Annotated in this window: 19 protein-coding genes and 1 pseudogene; 13 read left to right on the top strand and 7 right to left on the bottom strand. The window is 44.0% G+C overall.

Going from position 1 to position 20,965, the window contains the following annotated elements; genetic code table 11:
• Nucleotides 1-76: 76 nt before the first annotated feature.
• On the bottom strand, nucleotides 77-334 hold the full coding sequence (locus tag NE536_RS02645; protein WP_261271753.1) for a YceK/YidQ family lipoprotein: 258 nt from the start codon (nucleotides 332-334) through the stop codon (nucleotides 77-79).
• A 459-nt stretch (nucleotides 335-793) separates the two neighbouring features.
• On the opposite strand from NE536_RS02645, the gene NE536_RS02640 reads away from it, so the two are divergent.
• From NE536_RS02640 to NE536_RS02615, 6 genes and pseudogenes are all read left to right on the top strand, one after another.
• Entirely contained in the window at nucleotides 794-2,041 is a 1,248-nt protein-coding gene (locus tag NE536_RS02640; RefSeq protein ID WP_261271714.1) for a beta-barrel domain-containing protein, read from the top strand.
• Nucleotides 2,041-4,216: pseudogene (locus NE536_RS02635) on the top strand (peptidase domain-containing ABC transporter). Before NE536_RS02640 ends, NE536_RS02635 begins: the two are co-directional and overlap by 1 nt.
• A gap of 220 nt (nucleotides 4,217-4,436) precedes the next feature.
• Nucleotides 4,437-4,595, top strand: coding sequence for a hypothetical protein (locus NE536_RS02630; protein WP_261271713.1), 159 nt, complete (start codon nucleotides 4,437-4,439; stop codon nucleotides 4,593-4,595).
• A 55-nt stretch (nucleotides 4,596-4,650) separates the two neighbouring features.
• The gene (locus tag NE536_RS02625) at nucleotides 4,651-5,421 is read left to right on the top strand and encodes a hypothetical protein (RefSeq protein WP_261271712.1); all 771 of its coding nucleotides are present in this window, start codon (nucleotides 4,651-4,653) and stop codon (nucleotides 5,419-5,421) included.
• Between the two features lie 765 nt (nucleotides 5,422-6,186).
• Complete coding sequence (locus NE536_RS02620) at nucleotides 6,187-6,384, top strand: hypothetical protein (RefSeq protein WP_261271711.1); 198 nt, start codon at nucleotides 6,187-6,189, stop codon at nucleotides 6,382-6,384.
• 39 nt (nucleotides 6,385-6,423) lie between these two features.
• Nucleotides 6,424-7,458, top strand: a complete 1,035-nt coding sequence (locus tag NE536_RS02615) for a transposase (RefSeq protein WP_261271710.1) — start codon at nucleotides 6,424-6,426, stop codon at nucleotides 7,456-7,458.
• 350 nt (nucleotides 7,459-7,808) lie between these two features.
• Here the strand turns inward: NE536_RS02615 and glnA are convergent, their stop codons facing one another.
• Nucleotides 7,809-9,218 (bottom strand): glutamate--ammonia ligase, encoded by a 1,410-nt coding sequence (glnA, locus tag NE536_RS02610; RefSeq protein ID WP_106648392.1) that lies wholly within the window; start codon nucleotides 9,216-9,218, stop codon nucleotides 7,809-7,811.
• A 1,035-nt stretch (nucleotides 9,219-10,253) separates the two neighbouring features.
• Between glnA and typA the strand changes: the two genes are divergently transcribed.
• Nucleotides 10,254-12,065 carry a translational GTPase TypA gene (gene typA, locus NE536_RS02605; protein WP_106651716.1) on the top strand — a complete coding sequence of 604 codons (1,812 nt, stop codon included), beginning with the start codon at nucleotides 10,254-10,256 and terminating at the stop codon, nucleotides 12,063-12,065.
• A gap of 300 nt (nucleotides 12,066-12,365) precedes the next feature.
• Here typA and NE536_RS02600 read toward each other — a convergent pair whose 3' ends face one another.
• From NE536_RS02600 to NE536_RS02585, 4 genes are all read right to left on the bottom strand, one after another.
• Nucleotides 12,366-13,388, bottom strand: a complete 1,023-nt coding sequence (locus tag NE536_RS02600) for a GGDEF domain-containing protein (RefSeq protein WP_261271709.1) — start codon at nucleotides 13,386-13,388, stop codon at nucleotides 12,366-12,368.
• A 174-nt stretch (nucleotides 13,389-13,562) separates the two neighbouring features.
• Nucleotides 13,563-14,777 carry a 4Fe-4S binding protein gene (locus NE536_RS02595; protein ID WP_261271752.1) on the bottom strand — a complete coding sequence of 405 codons (1,215 nt, stop codon included), beginning with the start codon at nucleotides 14,775-14,777 and terminating at the stop codon, nucleotides 13,563-13,565.
• Nucleotides 14,778-15,043: 266 nt separating this feature from the next.
• The gene (locus NE536_RS02590) at nucleotides 15,044-15,697 is read right to left on the bottom strand and encodes a DUF2959 domain-containing protein (protein ID WP_261271708.1); all 654 of its coding nucleotides are present in this window, start codon (nucleotides 15,695-15,697) and stop codon (nucleotides 15,044-15,046) included.
• A 29-nt stretch (nucleotides 15,698-15,726) separates the two neighbouring features.
• Nucleotides 15,727-15,948: a hypothetical protein gene (locus NE536_RS02585; protein ID WP_006079786.1), complete on the bottom strand. Its 222-nt coding sequence runs from the start codon at nucleotides 15,946-15,948 to the stop codon at nucleotides 15,727-15,729.
• Between the two features lie 81 nt (nucleotides 15,949-16,029).
• On the opposite strand from NE536_RS02585, the gene NE536_RS02580 reads away from it, so the two are divergent.
• The 6 genes from NE536_RS02580 to azoR all read left to right on the top strand — a co-directional run bounded on the left by NE536_RS02580 (nucleotide 16,030) and on the right by azoR (nucleotide 20,413).
• The gene (locus NE536_RS02580) at nucleotides 16,030-16,998 is read left to right on the top strand and encodes a virulence factor BrkB family protein (protein ID WP_063884972.1); all 969 of its coding nucleotides are present in this window, start codon (nucleotides 16,030-16,032) and stop codon (nucleotides 16,996-16,998) included.
• 36 nt (nucleotides 16,999-17,034) lie between these two features.
• Entirely contained in the window at nucleotides 17,035-18,000 is a 966-nt protein-coding gene (locus tag NE536_RS02575) for an alpha/beta fold hydrolase (RefSeq protein WP_261271707.1), read from the top strand.
• On the top strand, nucleotides 17,997-18,602 hold the full coding sequence (locus NE536_RS02570) for a hypothetical protein (protein ID WP_261271706.1): 606 nt from the start codon (nucleotides 17,997-17,999) through the stop codon (nucleotides 18,600-18,602). The genes NE536_RS02575 and NE536_RS02570 overlap by 4 nt, the downstream gene beginning before the upstream one ends.
• 17 nt (nucleotides 18,603-18,619) lie before the next feature.
• Nucleotides 18,620-19,057: a D-aminoacyl-tRNA deacylase gene (gene dtd / locus NE536_RS02565; RefSeq protein ID WP_006079790.1), complete on the top strand. Its 438-nt coding sequence runs from the start codon at nucleotides 18,620-18,622 to the stop codon at nucleotides 19,055-19,057.
• Between the two features lie 147 nt (nucleotides 19,058-19,204).
• Nucleotides 19,205-19,657 (top strand): thioesterase domain-containing protein, encoded by a 453-nt coding sequence (locus NE536_RS02560; protein ID WP_261271705.1) that lies wholly within the window; start codon nucleotides 19,205-19,207, stop codon nucleotides 19,655-19,657.
• A 159-nt stretch (nucleotides 19,658-19,816) separates the two neighbouring features.
• The gene (gene azoR / locus NE536_RS02555) at nucleotides 19,817-20,413 is read left to right on the top strand and encodes an FMN-dependent NADH-azoreductase (RefSeq protein ID WP_261271704.1); all 597 of its coding nucleotides are present in this window, start codon (nucleotides 19,817-19,819) and stop codon (nucleotides 20,411-20,413) included.
• Between the two features lie 84 nt (nucleotides 20,414-20,497).
• Here azoR and NE536_RS02550 read toward each other — a convergent pair whose 3' ends face one another.
• Nucleotides 20,498-20,821 carry a rhodanese-like domain-containing protein gene (locus NE536_RS02550; RefSeq protein WP_063884976.1) on the bottom strand — a complete coding sequence of 108 codons (324 nt, stop codon included), beginning with the start codon at nucleotides 20,819-20,821 and terminating at the stop codon, nucleotides 20,498-20,500.
• Nucleotides 20,822-20,965: the final 144 nt, after the last annotated feature.

Genomic DNA, 20,965 nt, shown 5'->3' with positions numbered 1-20,965 from the left:
ATGGTCGTTCCCGTATGCCGGCGTTAACTCACCGCCACACAGGCAACTTGAGGTTATTTATTGGGTGCGATCATGCTTAAATCTTGTAGTCATAGCGGCAGACCATAGGTCGCGGGGTGTGGAGCTTGGGATCGCTGGGCGTGATCGCTAAATCTGCAGGTAGCATAACAGTATCGATGATTAACGCACTGCTCATGTCAACGAGTGTCAGCGGGATGGTAAAGAGCAGCAAGGGCGGGGCCGCCAACGCGGAGATCATCATACACTCCTCGCCATTATCAACAGCCGTTTGAACACTCGAGAAAGAGTGGCCCCAAGTTGAATCTTCTCCCATCCTCGACGTTATCGTTGCACATCCCGTGAGAGAACTGCACACGACCAACCAAGTCAACCAACGCATAACCACTCCATTGTTTATATGTGAAAAACTGCATTGCTTCGGTATGATCTACTCACTTGATCAACTGAGAGCGTTAGTGATGTGGAGCCAGATCAGGTTTCATTTGACGCCAACCTGTTCTGTTTCAACAGCTTGGCATTCTATCTATATGATTATATCTGTCAATTATTCATCAACAGAAACGAGATACAACCAAGCTCAATAACCTAGTTGTTAACGGCGACTCTTGTTTTGGATACACCATCAATAAATTTAAGTCATAAAAAGAATTGGCACTAAAGTATTATTTCAACTTGATACATTTGAAACTAATGTGTTTCAAATAAGCAACAGGCAACACCATTGCAACTGCTAATTATTCAAGCACAAATGATGCAATGTTAAAGGGAACTTATGTCAAATCTATTTCGTCAGCAGGTTGTAGACGAACAAAAACAACGGCTTTATGGAGATATATCTTTAGCTCAACCTCTTTCTATATATACCGTATCCCTATCTATATTATTAATAGTTACTGCGATTATTTTATTTTTATATTTTTCACATTACGCCCGCAAGGAAACGGTTCGCGGATATTTAGTGCCTGACAAAGGTATGATAAAAACCTACGCTAATCGCAGTGGCAATGTGGATATCTTGCACGTAAAGGAAGGTAGTGATGTCAATGCAGGCGACCCATTAGTCACCGTCATAATAAGAAGCAGCATGGCATCTGGTTTTGAGTTAAGCGAAACACTGATAAGTGAGTTAAAACAACAGCAAAGTATTTTAAATCAAGAATTAGATAACAACATAGAGCTGAATGCAGCCGAGACCCTCAGGCTCGAAAAAAGGTTATCTGACTTATCGGAGTCGATGAAGGTATTATCTAGACAAAAACAGTTGTTAGCAGAAAAATTAAACATACAAGTTGCACAGAAAAAACAACACGACAAGCTCTACAAAGATGGTTATTTATCAGAGCTTGATTATCAGCTTCAATTATCAAAATTAATTGAAGTAAAGCAAGAAGTGGAAAACTTAGAGTCGAACAAAATATCGATTGACCGCGAGTTAAATCAAACTCACTCTGAATTAGTGAGCTTACCGTTCCAATTTAATTTAAAACAGTCAGATGTTCATAAGCGCCAATCTGATATTCAAAGACAATTAAATGAAGCGGAGAATAGTTACAAATTTGTTATACGCGCTCAAGAATCAGGTACTGTGGCGGCAGTAAGTGTTGTTGAGGGCGAGTTTATTGCCAGCAATCGCCCATTAATGAGCATTATCCCAAAAGGCTCTTCATTGGTAGCTGAGTTATTACTACCAACAAGAAGTGCGGGGTTTGTTAAACAGGGTGATGAGGCTAGATTACGCTTTGATGCATTTCCTTATCAACGGTTTGGTTTTCTGCACAGTGAGGTATTGCGTGTAGATAAAGCATTACTACTCGATGGCGAAGCCGATTTACCCGTTAAGTTATCAGAGCCTGTTTACCGTATAAGAACAACCTTATCCGCGCAAGACATGCAGGCTTATGGTGAAGCATTCCCCCTTAAAAGCGGTATGCTCTTAGAGGCTGACATTGTTCTAGACAGACGCACGTTGCTCGATTGGCTACTTGATCCAATTTACAGCCTGCGTGGAAGGGTGAGTTAATGACAATTGCAACTGAAAAACATGCCGCCTTGATGGCAAGCGAGAGCAATAGTCCCGTTGACTTACTTGAGTTCTCTGGCAATAAGCGTGTGCCACTTATTTTACAAGCTGAAATGGCTGAATGTGGCCTTGCCTGTATGGCGATGATAGCAAGCTTCAACGGTCACAAGTTAGACATGGGGGCGTTACGCAAGCGCTTCACCGCTAATTTAAAAGGGATGAATTTACAGCAGTTAATTGCGCTAGGTGATTCTATTGGCCTTTCAAGCCGAGCGCTGAAATGCCCACTTGAAGACATAGGGAAATTAGCTTTACCTTGTGTCCTTCACTGGGATATGAACCACTTTGTTGTACTGACAGGTGTAACCAAGAAGAACATCAGCGTAAACGATCCCGCTGTAGGCAAGCGCACTTTATCGCTACAAGAGTTTGCCAAGCATTTTACGGGCATTGCGCTTGAACTGACACCGACGAAGGCATTTGTAAAGCAAGATGAGCGCCAACAAATGCGCTTAAGCCAATTGTGGACCAAAATCAGCGGTGTAAATGCTGCATTAGTTACGCTATTTGTGCTGTCAGTGCTACTACAAGTATTTGCTTTAGTCACACCTTATTACATGCAATGGGTGGTTGATGAGGTGTTGGTGAGTCAGGATCAGCCGTTGCTGATTGTGCTGGCCATTGGCTTCGGGCTGTTGGTGGTGATAAACGTGTTTACCGCCAGTGTGCGCAGCTGGCTAGTGTTAAGGGTTTCTAGCCTATTGAATATGCAAATGGGGGTTAACTTACTACGTCATCTGTTGCGCTTACCCATGAGCTATTTTGAAAAGCGGCATTGGTGATTTAGTGTCGCGTTTTGGCTCTCTGGCACAAGTACGCGAGCGGCTAACAACTGGCCTTGTTGAAACGGTTGTTGATGGCGTTATGTCCATTGCGGTTTTAGTGATGATGCTGATTTACAGTGTAAAACTCACGCTTGTCGTCATAGCTGCCGTGGCATTGTATACCTTGATGCGTTTTGCATTATACAGGCCACTTCATCGAGCCACCGAAGAGTCGATTCAAGCGCAAGCTAAGGAGCAAAGTAATTTTTTAGAAAATATCAGGGGTATTCAAACAATTAAGCTGTTTACCTGCGAGAGTGCTAGACAAGGTATTTGGCAAAATCGTTACAGTGAAGTCATTAACGCAGATATTCGTTTAGGTAGGCTAAAAATCAGCTTCGATGCGATGAACAAACTGTTGTTCGGAGTTGAAAATATCATTGTTATTTACATGGCGGCAATGATTGTCATGAGCGGTGGCCTCACCATCGGCATGGTATTAGCCTTTATTGCTTACAAAAATCAAATGACTGAGCGAGTGGCAAGCTTAATTGAACAGCTAATTATGTTTCGAATGTTGCGATTACACCTTGACCGTATTTCTGATATCGCTCTTCATGAACAAGAGGCGCATCAAGAGAGTTTTACACAGCTCAACATCGTTAAAGGACGCTTAAGTTTAGAGAATGTCAGCTTTAGTTACGGAATGAATGAACCTGAAGTGATTCGTAACCTTAGCCTTGATATTCAGGCCGGTGAATCGGTAGCTATTGTAGGGGCTTCTGGCTGCGGCAAGACCACCTTAGTGAAGTTAATGCTGGGCCTGTTAATACCAACGAATGGACGTGTTTTGCTCGATGGACAAGATATAAACCATATTGGCTTAACCCAGTATAGGCAACAAATCGCAGCTGTTATGCAGGACGATACCCTGCTTTCAGGCTCAATTGCTGACAATCTTACGTTTTTTGACCCAGAGCCTAATTACGTGAAGATGCAACAATGCGCACAGCATGCAGCGATAGATATGGATATTGCACGTATGCCAATGGGATATAACAGTTTAGTGGGCGATATGGGTAACCAATTTTCCGGTGGGCAAGTGCAGCGCTTATTGCTTGCGAGAGCCTTATATCAGTCACCCTCGATTTTGTTTATGGATGAAGCAACAAGTCATCTGGACATTATGAATGAAGCAAAAATCAGTGAGCAGATAAAAGCACTGAGTATGACCCGCATCATCATTGCCCATAGACCAGAAACTATTAAACAGGCAGATAGAGTGGTCTTAATGCACCAAGGGAAAATAATGAGTGCAGAAGAATTACAGCAAGCCCAGTCGGCATCGTAAATGCCCAGAGAATGGCTTTAAGATAGAAAAGACAAGTATTTTAGACTGTTAGATTGCGTTTAATATCGGAATTTAGCAGGTTAAAACAAAGGCTCGGTGACTTTTGCCGGAAACCGAGCCTTTGGAAAACCGCTAAAGAGATTGAGTTTAGTGTATAAGGTATGCATTAAATTAAGTTGGTTTAGCAAGTTTTATAATAGATTAATAAGGGAAGTTTATCATGAGAAATAATAGAGATAATCAGTTGGAAGAGTTGTCTTTGGATGAGTTGGAATTAATTTGCGGAGGAATGATTTGTTATGAACAGTATGTTTGGGCTGATGGTCCTAGATTAATTTGCGACAAGGGTCCTTGGGATGGCCCTACATATAATTTTTAATTGAATTGGCGTCAGGTATTCAACACACGAATACCTGATATATTTAGAGGTGTTTATGTGGAATGTATTTTTATTCGGGTTTATTGTTTTTATTCTTCCAATTGCTGTTTTTGCCGAAGATACTATTTTTTATAAAAACAATACAATATATTATAATGGAGCTATCAATCAAGATGGTTTTGATGCTGTCCAGAGGATTCAACGTAAAAATCAGAATGTCACCAGGATAATCTTTAATAGTTTTGGTGGGTACGCTGATGTTGCTATTGATTTTTCAAAATGGATAATAAATAAAAATTTAGATGTTGAGGTTGACAAATATTGTATATCCTCATGTGCTAATTATCTTTTTTTAGCAGGTAACCATAAATATTTAAGTAAAAAATCATTTCTTGGCTGGCATGGTGGCAATATTAGATTAAAAAATGAAAAATTAACACCAGCAGACATGAATGCAATATTTGGCTTTTCAAATGACTGTAATGAAAATATTTTATCAAACATATCCTTAATCACACAAATAGACAAAGTTATAGATGAGTGTCTTTTTTTTAAAAAAGTTGACGTAAGCATGCTTATCACTATATACGGTCAAGTTAAACCTGCTGTTTTTTATAGTGACAGAGTGCAATTGTGGAGTTATACCGTCGAAGCATTGGAATATTTTGGAGTAAAAAATATAGTTTTACTAGATGGTAATTGGACCCCGGAGAAAATCATCAACGGTAAGTTAGTTACTTATTTCGAGTTGAATGAGATTAAAAAGCAAATAACAACTGATAAAATCATATTTGATGCATTTACATTCTACAGAAATAAAACATAGTTTTATAAAACCTTCATGGAATAGTTTTTATTAAATTAGCTCGTAAAACGTAAAGTAAAATGGTGAATGGTTGCATTAACTTTAAAAAAAGAAAAAGCAGGGATATATTGCCGCATCAGCAGGATTTGCTTTTGGTGCTGTTGATGCTATGAACTCTCAGCGCTAATTATTTATAAATGAGGGGGTAAGCTTCCCCTCATTTTTTTGGTAAATATTATGAAAATTGAGACAAACACATTCTGGTTAGTTTTTTACATTATTACAACTCTTCTTTGGGGGTATGCATCGTTAGATGTAAATAATGCTGACGCCTCCATTTTAGTATTGTTATTTTCAATTCCGATTTTATAGATTTCGTATTTTTTAAAAGAAATTTTCTTATACCGCAGATTGATTTATTTGAACTTTTTACTTTCTTTTGTTACGTTTTTTTCATTTGCTTTCATGGCTTTTAATTATTTTCATGGTAAGTTTTGATGATTGGTTGCAATTATTCATAATGATGTTTTCATTTTTATTTAACCATAAATATTGGTTATCATTGTTGTTTATAAGTTGAGTATTGATTTTTAATAGTGCTATATCTTGCCGGAACCCATGTGGGTTAAGGCATTTGTGTAATCTGGCGCCAAAGCCTGAAGGTGGCAAGACTCAGCGCTCGATGCGTGCTCCGAGTCCCTTGTAGAAACTTTACGAGTGCAGCGATCGACTATTCGGAACAGCTAGTTAGTACTTTTATATAACTTTTAAAGACAAAGAGGTTTTATGAATCGCTTCCTTTTTAGTGTTTTTTCAGTATCTTGTGATAGATTAAAAATGCTTTTATTTTCATTTTTTTTTAGCTTTTCTATCCAAGCGGTGACTATTAATGATTTTTCCCGTCATCCTGAGTTTTATGATGTAAAAATATTACAAAACTGGGGACAGCCATATCTTTTTGTGTTTTTTAGTTTCTTTGACTAGGCTTTAAATTATACTGATTTTGTCTTAGTGGAGCTTGTCATGACCTCGGCCAGAAGACAGTTAATTGATGCTAATGCGACACCTTTCTATCATGTGATAAATCGCTGTGTTCGAAGAGCTTTTTTGTGTGGTGAGGATAAACTTACTGGTCGCAGTTATCAGCACCGACGCGGCTGGATTGTCGATAAAATCAAAGCTTTGTCCGCGATATTTTGTATCGATATTTGTGCCTATGCGGTGATGAGTAATCACTATCATTTAGTGCTTAAAATTGATGTCGACAAGGCCAAATCGCTAACGCAAAAAGATATTATTCGTCGCTGGTGTCAAATTACTAAAGGCCATGCTGTCGCGACTAAGTATATGAATGGTGATGCTTTAATCGACGGTGAAGTGATGTTACTTGATCGCTTACTTGCAGAGTGGCATGAACGATTAAGTAGTATCAGTTGGTTTATGCGCTGTTTAAATGAAGAAATTGCCCGCAAGGCCAATCGTGAAGATGAGTGTAAAGGCGCCTTTTGGGAAGGTCGTTTTAAGTCGCAAGCACTGTTAGATGAGCAAGCCCTGCTGGCGTGTATGATGTATGTCGATTTAAATCCTATTCGAGCGGGTATCGCCAACTCTTTGCAATCCTCTGATTTTACATCGATTCAGGAGCGAATTAACTCGCTATATTCACCAAATCGCCCATTAACCATCTCAACCTTACAAACAAATTCCTCAACCAATCAAGCTCACATCCCCCACAAATCTCTTGCCCAATTCGATGGTGCAGCACACCTGAATGAGCAAGCGGGAATTCCGTTTCATTTTGCCGATTATCTCGAACTTATTGATTGGACGGGCCGCGCTATTCGCCTTGATAAAAAAGGCCATATCGATAATCAGCGGCCCAAACTACTCAATGAATTAGGCATTGCGCCCGAGGCGTGGCTCACGTCAGCCAAAGAATTTCGTCGTCAATACAGTGGCATAAGTGGTCGATGGGATAGCATGTGCGAGTTTAAAAAGCAGCACAACAGCGGTAAATGGTGTAAAGGTAAAGCCTCAAGCCAAGCATTACATCCATAGGCTCATCACTGCTCAGGATTCAGCGCTGAGGATTATGCTTGTTTATCCTAAATGAAGGTAATTTCGCGCAAAACGTAGCACGCTTTTGTCCAAAAATGAGCATGTGAATCACTCTACACCAGACTGATTCACGCCAACTGCTAAAGCCAGCGCTAGCGCCCCGTTTGCAGCTATTTTGGGGCAGTTTTTCCCTTAAGATGAATCAAATCTTCAGAGAACTGATTCAACAGTCGTTTGATTTCGTTGCATTATTAAAATAGCGATACAAAAAAGCCCCAACAGCAAAACTGTTGGGGCTTTTATATTTTACAGCTTCATTTATACAGTAAGTAATTACATGTCGTTAGCCATTACAGGCTGTAGTACATTTCAAACTCAAGTGGGTGAGTAGTACGTGCTACACGCTCAGCTTCAGCTGTTTTCAGTACGATATAAGATTGGATGAAATCTTCACTGAACACGCCGCCTTTAGTCAGGAACTCATGGTCAGCTTGCAGGTTTTCAAGGGCGTTTTCTAATGACGTTGCCACTTGTGGGATTTCAGCCGCTTCTTCTGGAGGCAGATCGTACAGATCTTTGTCCATTGCTTCGCCTGGGTGGATCTTGTTTTGGATACCGTCAAGACCGGCCATCAGCAGCGCTGCGAAACCTAAGTATGGGTTGGCATGTGGATCTGGGAAACGCGCTTCGATACGACGGCCTTTAGGGCTTGGTACCACTGGAATACGGATTGATGCAGAGCGGTTACGGGCAGAGTAGGCCAACATAACAGGTGCTTCAAAGTGTGGCACTAAACGCTTGTAAGAGTTAGTGCTTGGGTTAGTGAAAGCGTTCAGCGCGCGAGCGTGCTTGATGATACCACCTATGTAGTACAGAGCTGTTTCACTTAAACCTGCGTATTTGTCGCCAGCGAACAAGTTAACACCGTCTTTCGCCAGAGATTGGTGAACATGCATGCCGCTACCGTTGTCGCCAACGATAGGTTTAGGCATGAAAGTCGCCGTCTTGCCGTAAGCGTGTGCCATGTTGTGCACTACGTACTTCAGAATTTGGATTTCATCCGCTTTCTTAGTCAAAGTATTGAAGCGAGTAGCGATTTCGTTTTGACCTGCAGTCGCCACTTCGTGGTGATGCGCTTCAACCACTTGACCCATTTCTTCGAGCACTAAACACATAGCGCTACGTAGGTCTTGTGATGAGTCAACCGGTGCAACTGGGAAGTAACCGCCTTTAACAAATGGACGGTGACCAGTGTTGCCGCCTTCGTAGCTAGTCGCTGAGTTCCAAGCCGCTTCTTTAGCGTCGATCTTAACGAAACAACCTGACATGTCAGTACCGAAACGGACATCGTCAAATAGGAAGAATTCTGGTTCTGGGCCAATCAAAACAGTATCAGCGATACCAGTAGAGATCAGGTAAGCTTCTGCTTTTTTAGCAATTGAACGTGGATCACGGTCATAACCCGTCATAGTGCCTGGTTCAAGAATGTCACAACGGATCAGCGCTGTGGTTTCTTCGGTAAAAGGATCCAGTACGAATGTCGTTGGATCTGGCATCAGTACCATGTCTGATTCGTTAATACCCTTCCAACCTGCGATAGAAGAACCGTCAAACATTTTGCCGTCTTCGAAGAAATCAGCATCTACCTGATGAGAAGGAATAGATACGTGCTGCTCTTTACCTTTAGTGTCGGTAAAACGTAAATCAACGAACTTAACTTCTAATTCTTCAAGTTGCTTTAAAACTGATTCAACTGACATTCTCAAGCCTCCGGTAGGGTAAAGGGATGCCCCTTCTATAATCTTTTAACTCAAGTGATTTATCTTGAGCCAAACTTACGAGCTATATAGCGATATCCATGCCAATAATTTAAGCTACTGATTAACATGGTTTAAAATCTTTACTGCACTTAATTGGATTCACGTTTGCACCACTTTGGTGCTATTGACTGAGGCATTTTGGTGCATTCATCCATTTTGGTGCGCACTGAATTGATTCATGCAAAGCTAAGTTTCAAAGCATAAGGTTCAAAGCACTAGTATGCATCGCTTATGTGGCAGTGAGATGGCAATCGCGCCTTGGCTCACAGGGAGGACTACATAAGGATAGCGGCACTGAATCTAGTAACTATTTCAGCACTATTCTGGACTATTTTCTCTGGGCGATTTCACCGCCGCATAGTTGTCATAAAACCACGCTAGTCTGTTCAACTATGCCATGCATTCTCAATTCAATAGTGGTTTATTATCATATTATTAGGAAAGAGTTCGTTCTCATGTGCGAAATGTCTTTGCTGTTCACAGGCCAAGTGAAATAAGTGATGCGTAATAAAGGTATTGCGTGACAATGAAGTGAGTCTTAAAGGCATTCAGTTTTCGCGGTCATAAATGCCAATATCAACGCCCAGTTAAATCTGCGCTAGAAATTATTGCTGTTTCACGTCGAGATGATTTTGTCACGTGAACATCAATTTGATTGATGTTTAAATCAGCAGAAATACTTTGCGTCTAGATTATGAAAAATAGGAAATTCAGCTGTTTAACTCGGATTTTTCCTACGAATATGGCAATTGAACAGTGCTTTAACTGTGGCGGTAGAGGATTTCACTCAATGGAATATTGGCAGGAATTACCCAAGGATCGGCGGATTGTTTTATAAGTGTTCAAAAATAATCCTGTGCGCCAAGGCCGCTCTGGAGTAGAATGGCACGCTTTTTATTATGGTGGGTCGAGTTAGGACACTATAACGAATTACTGAAATATCCCTATTTTTGTTTGATGGTAAGAGGTTTATCCGTGCTAGAGAATTTACGTAACATCGCCATTATTGCACACGTTGACCATGGCAAAACGACCCTGGTAGACAAGTTGCTGTCACAGTCAGGCACCCTTGCAACCCGAGGAGAAGCTACTGAGCGGGTGATGGACTCCAACGATCTTGAAAAGGAACGTGGGATCACGATTCTGGCAAAAAATACTGCCATCAAGTGGAACGACTACCGTATCAACATCGTTGATACCCCAGGCCACGCCGATTTCGGTGGTGAGGTTGAGCGTGTTCTGTCTATGGTTGACTCAGTATTATTGCTAGTTGATGCCGTTGACGGTCCAATGCCACAAACTCGCTTCGTAACGAAGAAAGCGTTTGCTCAAGGCTTAAAGCCAATCGTTGTTATCAACAAAATTGACCGTCCAGGCGCGCGCCCTGATTGGGTTATCGACCAAGTATTCGACCTGTTCGATAACTTAGGCGCAACTGACGAGCAGTTAGATTTCCCAATCGTTTACGCTTCAGCGTTAAACGGTTTTGCAACTTTAGATCCAGATGTTGCAAGTGAAGACATGACGCCGCTGTTCCAAACTATCGTTGAAAAAGTATCATTCCCTGATGCTGACTCAGAAGGTAGTTTCCAGATGCAAATTTCGCAGCTGGATTACAACTCATACGTGGGTGTTATCGGTATCGGCCGTATCAAGCGTGGTAGCATCAAAACTAACCAACAAGTCACTATTGTTGGTGCTGATGGCAAAACCCGTAACGGTAAAATGGGCCAAGTATTAGGTTACATGGGTCTAGAGCGTACTGAAGTTGAAGTTGCTAACGCAGGTGATATCGTTGCTATCACTGGTTTAGGTGAGTTGAAAATTTCTGACACTGTCTGTGCTGCTGGTGCTGTAGAAGCGTTACCGCCATTATCAGTTGATGAACCAACTCTGACCATGACGTTCCAAGTCAACACTTCACCTTTTGCGGGTAAAGAAGGTAAGTATGTGACTTCACGTAACATTCTTGAGCGTTTACAACAAGAATTGGTCCACAACGTGGCACTGCGTGTTGAAGAAACTGAAAGTCCAGATCGCTTCCGCGTATCAGGCCGTGGTGAATTGCATTTATCAATCTTGATTGAAAACATGCGTCGTGAAGGTTATGAGTTAGCTGTATCACGTCCAGAAGTTATTCTGAAAACCATCGACGGTGAATTGTGTGAGCCATTCGAAACGTTAACTGTTGACGTTGAAGAAGAAGATCAAGGCACAGTGATCGAGAAGTTAGGTACCCGTAAAGCTGAAATGAAAGACATGCAGCTTGATGGCAAAGGTCGTGTACGTATCGACTTTATTATCCCAAGCCGCGGTTTAATCGGTTTCCAAACTGAATTCTTAACAGCGACTTCTGGTACAGGTCTAATTTACCACTCGTTTGACCATTACGGTCCACACAAAGGTGGCGATATCGGTCAACGCGCTAACGGCGTATTGATTTCTAACGCGACAGGTAAGGCTCTGACATTCGCACTGTTCGGTCTACAAGACCGCGGCCGTCTCTTTATTGGCCACGCTGCTGAAGTATACGAAGGCCAAGTAGTTGGTATCCATGCTCGCTCAAACGATCTGACAGTTAACTGTCTGAAAGGTAAGCAGCTGACCAACATGCGTGCTTCAGGTACTGACGAAGCGCAAGTGCTGACTACGCCAATCACAATGACACTTGAGCAAGCGCTTGAGTTCATCGATGATGACGAATTGGTTGAAGTAACACCTAAGAGCATCCGTGTTCGTAAGAGACACTTGACTGAAAACGATCGTAAGCGCTTTAACCGCGGTTAATGCCAGCCTGTTGATTCAGGTTGCACACCCTTAAGGTGAGTCAATCGGTTTAAAAAGCCCTGCATAGGAAACTATGCGGGGCTTTTTGTTGGGGCTGATTTGGTCATGGGCATATCGATAGTTTGCACTATGGATCAGATGTGGCGTTTTCTTCGTTATACAGCTAAAAGCTTAGTTCTTGCTGCATATATTCTCTGTGGCACGTTGGGCTCTGCTCAACGTTGTAACTCTGTTGTTCTGCAATGAGAAAATAGGGTATGCCGGCGATTAGTTAAAAATGCTGAATCTTGAGATCCTGTATTACTCCTCATCCATCACCCGTATGCAATTGCGGCCTGCTGATTTTGCACGGTAAAGCGCGGCATCGGCTTGGCGAACTAACTCTAAATGGCTTTGTTGGTTTGAGGGTTGCAGATAAGCGACTCCTGCACTGACGGTCACAATACCAAGGTCGGTATTCGCATGTGGAATGGCAATGGCTTGGATTAACTGATGAATATGCTGCGCTGTGTCGAGTACCGTTTGTTTGTCGATATTGGGCAACAGAATGACAAATTCCTCACCACCGTAGCGAGCCACGAGTTCGCCGGCTCTGCGGCCCGATTGGGATAAAGTACTGGCCAGTTGTTTAAGGCAATCATCGCCGGCGAGGTGGCCATAGTGATCGTTAAATTGTTTGAAGTGGTCAATATCGAGCATGATGAGGGCCAGTGAGGAATTGCTCCTTTGTCCTCGGCTCCACTCAGTTTGTAACATCATGTCAAATAGGCGGCGGTTGCCGATATTGGTTAAACCATCGGTATTGCTGAGTATTTCGAGTTGCCTATTGGCTTCTGCCAGCTCACAGGTGCGTGCCTTGATCATGGTCTCAAGTTCGACATTACGCTCTTCTAATCGTGCTATCGGGTAAATCTCCCCTTTGTGGGCTAAGCCGTAGGGGATGGATATGCCACTGTGGGCAATCATCCAGTCTTTGTGTTCTAGACGAAATATCAACACTAGCCGTGCTGTCTCGCGGGAAAGCATAGGATTAGGGATAGGTAAGTGGATATGGAAAAAGGCAGTCACAACCACTAGGTTGTCGGCAAGATCTTGTAAGGAGAGATCTAACATTTCGATATGGATCCGCTCAGGCACTTGTGCAAAGTCCTGCCGAGTGATCCGCACCCATTCTTCCCTGTCGGTGACAAGCTGGTCACTACTGCCAGCATAGCCGCTAAAGTTCTCACTAAAGCGGCGGGTTAGCCTGTCATCACGGGAGGCATACATCTCAATATATTCGTCAAATAACGAACGGATCAGTTGCTGTCGGTTGGGTCGCATAGGCTAGCTCCATGTTAGGGAACATAAAACCACTTTTCTAGTATCCGTATAGGAATAGTATCTGCGATAAAATCGAGTCGTTGCCTGATTGTAATCAATGTTATGACTTATATATTAAGAAATACTGTAGATAGTGATGTAAGCCATTATCTGCAGTGTATTTTGGAGTATTAGCTAATGCCCCACTCTATCTATTACTTGGATCAGTTCCATGCGGATATTGTCGGGTGTTTGGTTGTGCCAGAAGCCAGCTAAGTAAGCGCCAAGCGGCAGCATAAATAAGGCGATGAGTACTAATGCCAGTAATCCCTTGTGGCCGAGTCTGTGGCCGGATTTAAGTCCTAGGCCAAGGGCGGCAGATTTTGGACAAGCGGCAACGCAGCGCATACAGGCTTGGCACTCGTCACTGCGAACCGTGGTTTTGGTGTGCACTATGATGTTTGCTGGGCAGGCGCGGGTGCACTTGTCACATTTCATCCCTTTTGCTTCGATAAGGCAGTGCTGGCTATCGCGGCGGATTTTTAAGGGACTCGCAAAACTTAAGATCCCGAGCATGGCACCATAGGGGCACAAGTAACGGCAGAATCCCTGACGGCGCCATGCGGCTAAGGCAAGGATCAGCGTAAACACTAATAAGGTAATTAGGCTAGGTGTTAGAAAGAACAGTGCCATCTTCAAGTCGGCAATCTTATGGTAATTACCTTCGAGATAATTAGGAATCGATTGCGCTGGCATACCAATCACTATGTAACAGAGGCCAAGTAGCAATAGATACTTGAGCATACGCAGTGGCCAATCGAGCCAAGCGGGTGGTGTTAGTTCTGATTTAATAAAGCGTTTTCTAAAGGCATACAGATATTCCCCTGCCAAACCTAATGGGCAAGCCCAACCACAAAATGCTCGCTTGCAGAGTAATCCTGTGAGTAATACCGCAGCTAACATCACCGCCGCCGCAGGATGGGTTTGATCCCATAAGTTCAGACTGACAATGGCCTTAAGCTCAATACCGCCAGCAATCGGCAGGAAAGCATCGACCACATCGGGGCGCATGAGCCAAGGTGTGATCCCTTGCTTAAGCAGTATGGTGTTGATTGTGTATTGCACTGCAACCAGCAAAAGCGATAGCGCCAAGACATGCTGAGTGCCTTGCCGCAGAGTATTGATCTTAATCTCACCTTTGAAGGAGTCAGGTGCAAATTTATGCCCCAATAATGCCAACGGCAGCGCAATAATCAGTCCGAGTGCTAAAGGCCAGTAAAGGCTGATCGCGACGGCGCTGACACTGAGTAACAGTGTTACGACAGCGCCCCATTTCTTGCCGCTCCAATAGCTCAGTGAGGCGAGATACATGAGTGCCAACATCAGAGTAAGTGATTCGATAAAAGTAATAGTGATGAATACAGCAAATGAGTAACGAGTACAGTGTCTGAGTGATGAGCTGATGATAAGTTTTTGAGTACTAAATGAAATTGTGCGGCAGGTCTAAGATTGGTGCTATCAATCCACTAAAGCGCGCCATAGCTCACAAAGCCAAGTGTTTTGGGCTTGCACAAATAAAGTATGGCTTGCAGGGACAGCGGACGAGGTCACACAAAGCATAAAAAGCCCCAGCACTTTATTGTGCTAGGGCTTAGGAGTTAAGTAGCAGCTTTGGTTCAACTTTTTGATTTTTCGAGTGACTCGATAAACTTGTTCGACTCATTAATCGATTTATTCATCTCTTTAATCAGGCCCGAAATGTCGGTTTGCAGACTAGTAAATTCGCCTTTGATCGCGCCAATGGCTTGGGCGTTCAAGTTATGCTTGAGATACAGCATATTGTCTTTCATGGCGGTGAGGATGGGCGGCATTTTTGATTCGGCGCGGTGCATGCTTTTGATCAATTGTTCGTAGGCGCGTCGCGTTTCTTTGAGCTTAGCTTCACTGTTACGGCGCAGGCTGGCTTTGCTGATCTCGCCAATTTCATCTTGCCACTCATCGAATAACGCTTCGGCCACATCTTCAACTTTCTTGATGCGGTTGCTGACGTTGTCTGCGGCGCTTTGGGCTGACTCGTATTCATCCTTGGCCTTGTTATAGGCTTTTTCTAGGCTGCCGCCATCGTGATTGAGCAGGGCTTGCATCTCTTCGAGGGCCGAGCTGAACTCTTTTTGGGCGTCCTCTTGGGATTCTTTCGCGTCTTTAACTCTGTCGACCATAATATCGCGTTTATGGTAACCGACCTTTTCCATCGCACCGTAATAGGCGCTTTGGCAACCACTGAGCAGGAGGCATGCGGCAATCAGGCCTGAAGTTATCAGTCTTTTCATTGGGTATTCCGTCACTGAGTGAATTGAAATTAATCGGCCTTAAATCGGGCCGCATCGATAATGCTCCACAGATGAAAGATAGCACCTATTACCGCGGGCACAATTAGCCACCAGAGTGCATAACCCACCACTGTGATAATGAAAAATAACAGTGCTGCCATAATGCGGCCTTGTAATAGTTGGCCTAACCCAGGGAAAAATAGGCTAGCAATAGCGGAAATAACGTTACCCGCAGATCCTTGTTGAGACATCAATTCACTCCTTAGACTTGTAAATTAAGTGTTTATTGTACGAAGATAACGAGTCTATACCAACAGAATCAAGAGAAACCCGTGACTAAGAAGATAGAACTGGCACAAATTCGCGTCTTATTCCTCGGGATCTGGCACTTCCTGCTGCATTTGCAGCGGCGTTTAGTGGAAGATCAGATCAATATCCGCGCCGGACATTTGGCCTATGTCACGCTATTGTCACTTGTGCCTATGGTGGCCGTGACTATGTCTATGTTGTCCGCTTTTCCTGTGTTTAAAGGCATACGTGGGCAGATAGAAGGCTTTGTTTATCAGAACTTTTTACCCGCCGCCGGCGATACTGTGCAAGTGTATATCAATGAGTTTGTAGCTAATGCCTCTAAGGGCACAGCTGTCGGGATTGCCGCTTTAGTGGTGGTCGCTATTTTGCTGATTTCCGCCATCGACAAATCCCTTAATAACATTTGGCGTACTAAAGAGAAGCGTTCCGTGGTGGTCGCATTTTCTATGTATTGGATGGTCATCACTTTGGGTCCTGTTTTGGTGGGGGCCAGTTTGGTGGCGACTTCCTACGTAGTGTCATTGAAGGTTTTTGACGGTCAGTTGTCGGGTGTGGTGCCCGTGTTTCTTGAGCGTTTGCCCATGCTGTTTTCAGTTGCTGCATTCTTGCTGTTGTATATGGTGGTGCCTAATCAAAAGGTGAAGTTTCTACATGCATTATTAGGGGCGATTGTCGCCGCAATCTTGTTTGAGTTAGGTAAAAAAGCCTTTGCCTTGTATGTGACTCAGTTTCCGAGCTATGAAGCTATTTATGGGGCTTTAGCCGTGATCCCTATTATCTTTGTCTGGGTGTATTTATCGTGGATGATAGTATTACTCGGCGCGGAAATTACCGCGGCTATGCCAGAGTATTTAGATTATGAGTCGAGCTCCGATGAGGATGAAACGGATCTAGATGGTAAGCCTTTACAAGACTGCCAAGATAATCAGCCTGTAACCTTAACTTCGGCAGAAGTAGATGCACTCAAGGCCGTGGCGAAATCGGAATAACATCCCTAAACGGTTAAGTAATGGCGATAACACTTAATGCCTGAATCAGTGCTTGAATCCTTTCCCCCTTTTATCCGCCGCGACTGGTTTAGCGTTGGCAATGGTCAGCAATTACATCTTGCACAATACGGAAATCCTCAAGGTATCCCGCTGTTATATTTGCACGGTGGTCCGGGAGCGGGTTGTGATATCGGTGATTTAGCTTTATTTAATGGCGATCAATATTGGATCTTGCTGTTAGATCAACGAGGTTCTGGGCAATCCTTGCCCTTTGGCGATTTAGCCCATAATCATCTTAATGGTTTGATCTGCGATATGGAGGCGATTCGCCTCGCGTTAGGTATTGAGCGCTGGTGTTTAGCGGGCGGCTCCTTTGGGGCCACATTAGGCTTAATTTACAGCGGATTATTTCCCGAACGGGTGATAGCGCAAGTGCTGTGGGCGTTATTTATTCCGTCTAAAGAAGGCATAGATTGGCTCTATGGCGCTGACGGCGCGGCAAAATTGCAACCTGCGGCTTATCGACTCTTCAGTGGCAATGCGCCTGTTGCGCAATCGCTGGCTGAACTGCTGGATTCGTACCATCAAGGTTTGGCATCGGCCGATGAAAACCTGCGGCACCATTTTGCGCGGCGTTGGGTTCAGTGGGAGCTAAAGCTCGCGGGGGCGAGATTGGTGTTGCCAAGACAGTTACCCGACCCAGTATTAGCGTTAGCGGATATCGAATTGCACTTTGCTCGACATGATTACTTCAATGCCATGAGTGTGTTGCAACGCGTGACGCCTAGGGTGAAGGCGCGTAGTGTGTTATTGCAAGGAATGCAGGATGCGATTTGCCCAGCGGCGCTATTGCGCGATTTTTGGGCTGGGTTAGAGCATGCTATTACGATTCAATCTGTTGCCGACGGCGGACATATGCTCAATAGCGAGTCGTTGTTTTTGGCGGTCACAGCAGAAATCCATGCTATGTGGTCGTGGATACATCAAAGGGAAATACAATGAAAACATTGCTCATTAGTGCCAGTTTACTCGGATTAACCGCCTGTGCCGCTACGGCGCCCTCGCAAACCCGCGCGATTGACCCAGTGGTGGCTCAGGAGAACGTGAGTGCCCCCGTCGCCCCCAAAGTCGTTGAACTGGGTGGACTGACCAATGAAGCTGCCGCTGAGCACTTGTATCAAGCGTTGATTAACGCTAACTACTTGGCCACCAAAGTTGCGCCGACTAAAGTTGCGGTGCAGTTTGGCGATAACCAGTTTTTGCTTGAGCCGAGCATTAATTCTGCGGGCATTGACCGTATTTTAATGAATCGTTTCTATGCCGTGCACCCGCAATTACAGGCTTGCCAAGAGCTGCCTGTGGTGATTGGCACTTTGAATCAAAAGCTTAATTTTGCCAAGTTTGTGTTGCTGGACCAAGGCGCGGTGATCCAAATACAAGGCACTGTCACCTTTGCCGACCATGTTGAAATTGAAGAGTTACGCCGTTTTATGCTGTGGACCAATGGCGGTTTGGCACAAGTCGCGCAATCCTTGCCCGATGGTATCGATCAATATATTCGTCCTATCCCGCTCATGCAGCAAATGGTTCCCGTTAAGCCTTAATCTAAAAAGGAAAAGTTGTGATTGCGTTAATTCAAAGAGTGAGCCGCGCCAGTGTGGTTGTCGATAATCAAACCATAGGTGCAATCGATAAGGGCCTGTTGGTTCTGCTGGGCGTTGAGCAGGAAGATACCCGCGAGAAGATGGAAAAACTGGCAACTAAAGTGATGAGTTATCGCGTGTTTTCCGATGAAAATGGCAAGATGAATCTCAACCTAGAGCAAGTCGGTGGCTCTTTATTAGTGGTGTCGCAATTTACCTTGGCCGCCGATACGGGTCGCGGTCTGAGACCGAGTTTTTCGGGCGCCGGTACGCCGGATCAAGCCTTGGCACTGTATGAAGAGTTTGTCGCATTTTGCCGCGCTAAGGGCGTGACCACAGAAACCGGACAATTCGGCGCCGATATGCAAGTGTCCTTAGTCAATGATGGCCCTGTGACGTTTAATCTGCAGGTGTAGCTTCTTATCGCACGAGTGATTGCGTTAGTTATTGTGTTAGCTATTACATTAGCTATTAAATTAGTTATCGCGTGTTTTTTCTGGGGGATAGAGTGTTGAACTTATTCAGTGTTAGCTGTGAAGAGGGATGTATCAAGGTAAGTGCGCATGGATGAACGACTTACTCAACTACTCACTCAGTTATGCCAGACGTGGCACAGTACTATTCCTGTTAGCGAATTTATGCAGATTGCGCCACTCGATTACCGCGAAGGTGAATTTCGAGTCACGGCGCCGATAGCGCCTAATATCAATCTGCATCAGACCATGTTTGCCGGCAGCATTTATACGCTGATGACCTTAACTGGCTGGGGCGCCGTGTGGCTGAACCAGCAGTTAGCAGGCGTTGCCGGTGACATAGTGCTCGCCGATGCCCATATTCGTTATCTCGCCCCAGTGACTTGTGATCCTGTGGTAACAGTGCAATGGCCAGATGTGGATCTCAGCCCGTTGCAAAGAGGTCGCAGAGTGAAAGTGAAGTTAGCTGTGCAATTGTATTGTGATGCTAAGCTTTGTGCGGTATTCGAAGGTCTGTATGTCAGTGCGCCGAAAGCGAGTTAATTTATAGCACGTCGCAACAACCTATAACCTTTCTAAAAAATCGAAGTGAATCTCAAATTTTATCCACTTTATTTCTTTTTTATGGGCGAATACACTAGCGTCATAGAGTTGAGATATTCCATCTGACTCTGAGTCATTTACCTATTTTCGGAGCAGATTATGTCTAAAGTCTTAATTTTAAAATCAAGCATTCTTGGCGGTTATTCACAATCTGCCGTGTTAATTGACCACTTAGCTAGCCACTGGGAAACCCAAGGCGCCGCTATCACAGTACGTGATTTAGGCGGTAAAGACGTGCTGCCTATGGTAGACGGTGAAATCGCTTCTGGTTTACGTGGTGGTGCAGAATTATCGGCACGTCAGCAAGAAATGCTCGCTTTATCAGATACCTTAGTTGCTGAATTAAAAGCGAACGACACTATTGTTATCGCAGCACCTATGTATAACTTCACTATTCCGGCTCAGCTTAAAAACTGGATCGATTTCATTGCCCGCGCTGGTGTGACTTTTACTTACACTGAAACGGGTCCAAAAGGATTAGTGGAAGGTAAACGCGCTGTGTTAGTGACGACCCGTGGCGGCGCTCACAAAGATGGCTCAACGGATCACGTTGTACCTTACTTGAAAACGGTTTTAGGCTTTATTGGTATCACTAATGTTGAAGTGGTTTACGCCGAAGCGCTGAATATGGGGCCTGAAGCCCACGACAAAGGCATGAGCGAAGCGAAACACAGTATCGATCAGCTGAAGGCTTAATTGTCCCATTGATTAGCTGAGTCATTTGATTTAGCTGAATAAATAATGCCAGCCTTAATAGGCTGGCATTTTTGTATGTGCATTTTAGCTAGGTTGGCAGCAGACTAAATCTTTAAGCGAACCGCCATTTATCACGCAACTAAAACCATTGGCCTTGAGGATATCGCAGCCTTTTTGCGCTCGAATACCCGCGCCACAGTAGAGCACGAAGGGATGCTGTTTATTGTCGACTTGATGCAACCATTGGTCGAGCGTTGGCAATGGCACATTAATGGCTTGGGGCAAATGACCCGAGGCAAATTCCTCTGGTGAACGCACATCAATCACCCGTGCGCCTTGCTCAATCAATTGCCAACACTTTTCGCCCGAGTGGCTGCCGGATAACTTAGCCAGTAAAGATTGAAACATAGCATTGCTCCTACTATTAGGAAATTTTCAATAAGTTTATTCTAATGGATTGGCGAGTGCAAGCGTGGCAAAATATCGGCAGTGAATGGTTTGATCTTTGGCTGTGCAGATACTCGAACTCTGTATTACTGGCGTTAGATAAGC

It is taken from the genome of Shewanella septentrionalis (assembly GCF_025370265.1).
GTDB classification, from domain to species: domain Bacteria; phylum Pseudomonadota; class Gammaproteobacteria; order Enterobacterales; family Shewanellaceae; genus Shewanella; species Shewanella hafniensis.
The sequence above is the reverse complement of the archived record's forward strand: the minus strand, read 5'-3'. Positions and strand labels throughout refer to the sequence as shown.

Bases quoted from the DNA above. Each gene is read 5' to 3' on its own strand.
- NE536_RS02570 (WP_261271706.1), top strand. From the start codon at position 17,997: ATGAAAACATTGCTCATTAGTGCCAGTTTACTCGGATTAACCGCCTGT.
- NE536_RS02600 (WP_261271709.1), bottom strand. From the start codon at position 13,388: ATGCGACCCAACCGACAGCAACTGATCCGTTCGTTATTTGACGAATAT.
- NE536_RS02620 (WP_261271711.1), top strand. From the start codon at position 6,187: ATGAATCGCTTCCTTTTTAGTGTTTTTTCAGTATCTTGTGATAGATTA.
- NE536_RS02640 (WP_261271714.1), top strand. From the start codon at position 794: ATGTCAAATCTATTTCGTCAGCAGGTTGTAGACGAACAAAAACAACGG.
- glnA (WP_106648392.1), bottom strand. From the start codon at position 9,218: ATGTCAGTTGAATCAGTTTTAAAGCAACTTGAAGAATTAGAAGTTAAG.
- NE536_RS02645 (WP_261271753.1), bottom strand. From the start codon at position 334: ATGGGAGAAGATTCAACTTGGGGCCACTCTTTCTCGAGTGTTCAAACG.
- NE536_RS02615 (WP_261271710.1), top strand. From the start codon at position 6,424: ATGACCTCGGCCAGAAGACAGTTAATTGATGCTAATGCGACACCTTTC.
- NE536_RS02590 (WP_261271708.1), bottom strand. From the start codon at position 15,697: ATGAAAAGACTGATAACTTCAGGCCTGATTGCCGCATGCCTCCTGCTC.
- NE536_RS02630 (WP_261271713.1), top strand. From the start codon at position 4,437: ATGAGAAATAATAGAGATAATCAGTTGGAAGAGTTGTCTTTGGATGAG.
- NE536_RS02575 (WP_261271707.1), top strand. From the start codon at position 17,035: ATGCCTGAATCAGTGCTTGAATCCTTTCCCCCTTTTATCCGCCGCGAC.
- NE536_RS02585 (WP_006079786.1), bottom strand. From the start codon at position 15,948: ATGTCTCAACAAGGATCTGCGGGTAACGTTATTTCCGCTATTGCTAGC.
- azoR (WP_261271704.1), top strand. From the start codon at position 19,817: ATGTCTAAAGTCTTAATTTTAAAATCAAGCATTCTTGGCGGTTATTCA.
- NE536_RS02550 (WP_063884976.1), bottom strand. From the start codon at position 20,821: ATGTTTCAATCTTTACTGGCTAAGTTATCCGGCAGCCACTCGGGCGAA.
- NE536_RS02625 (WP_261271712.1), top strand. From the start codon at position 4,651: ATGTGGAATGTATTTTTATTCGGGTTTATTGTTTTTATTCTTCCAATT.
- NE536_RS02560 (WP_261271705.1), top strand. From the start codon at position 19,205: ATGGATGAACGACTTACTCAACTACTCACTCAGTTATGCCAGACGTGG.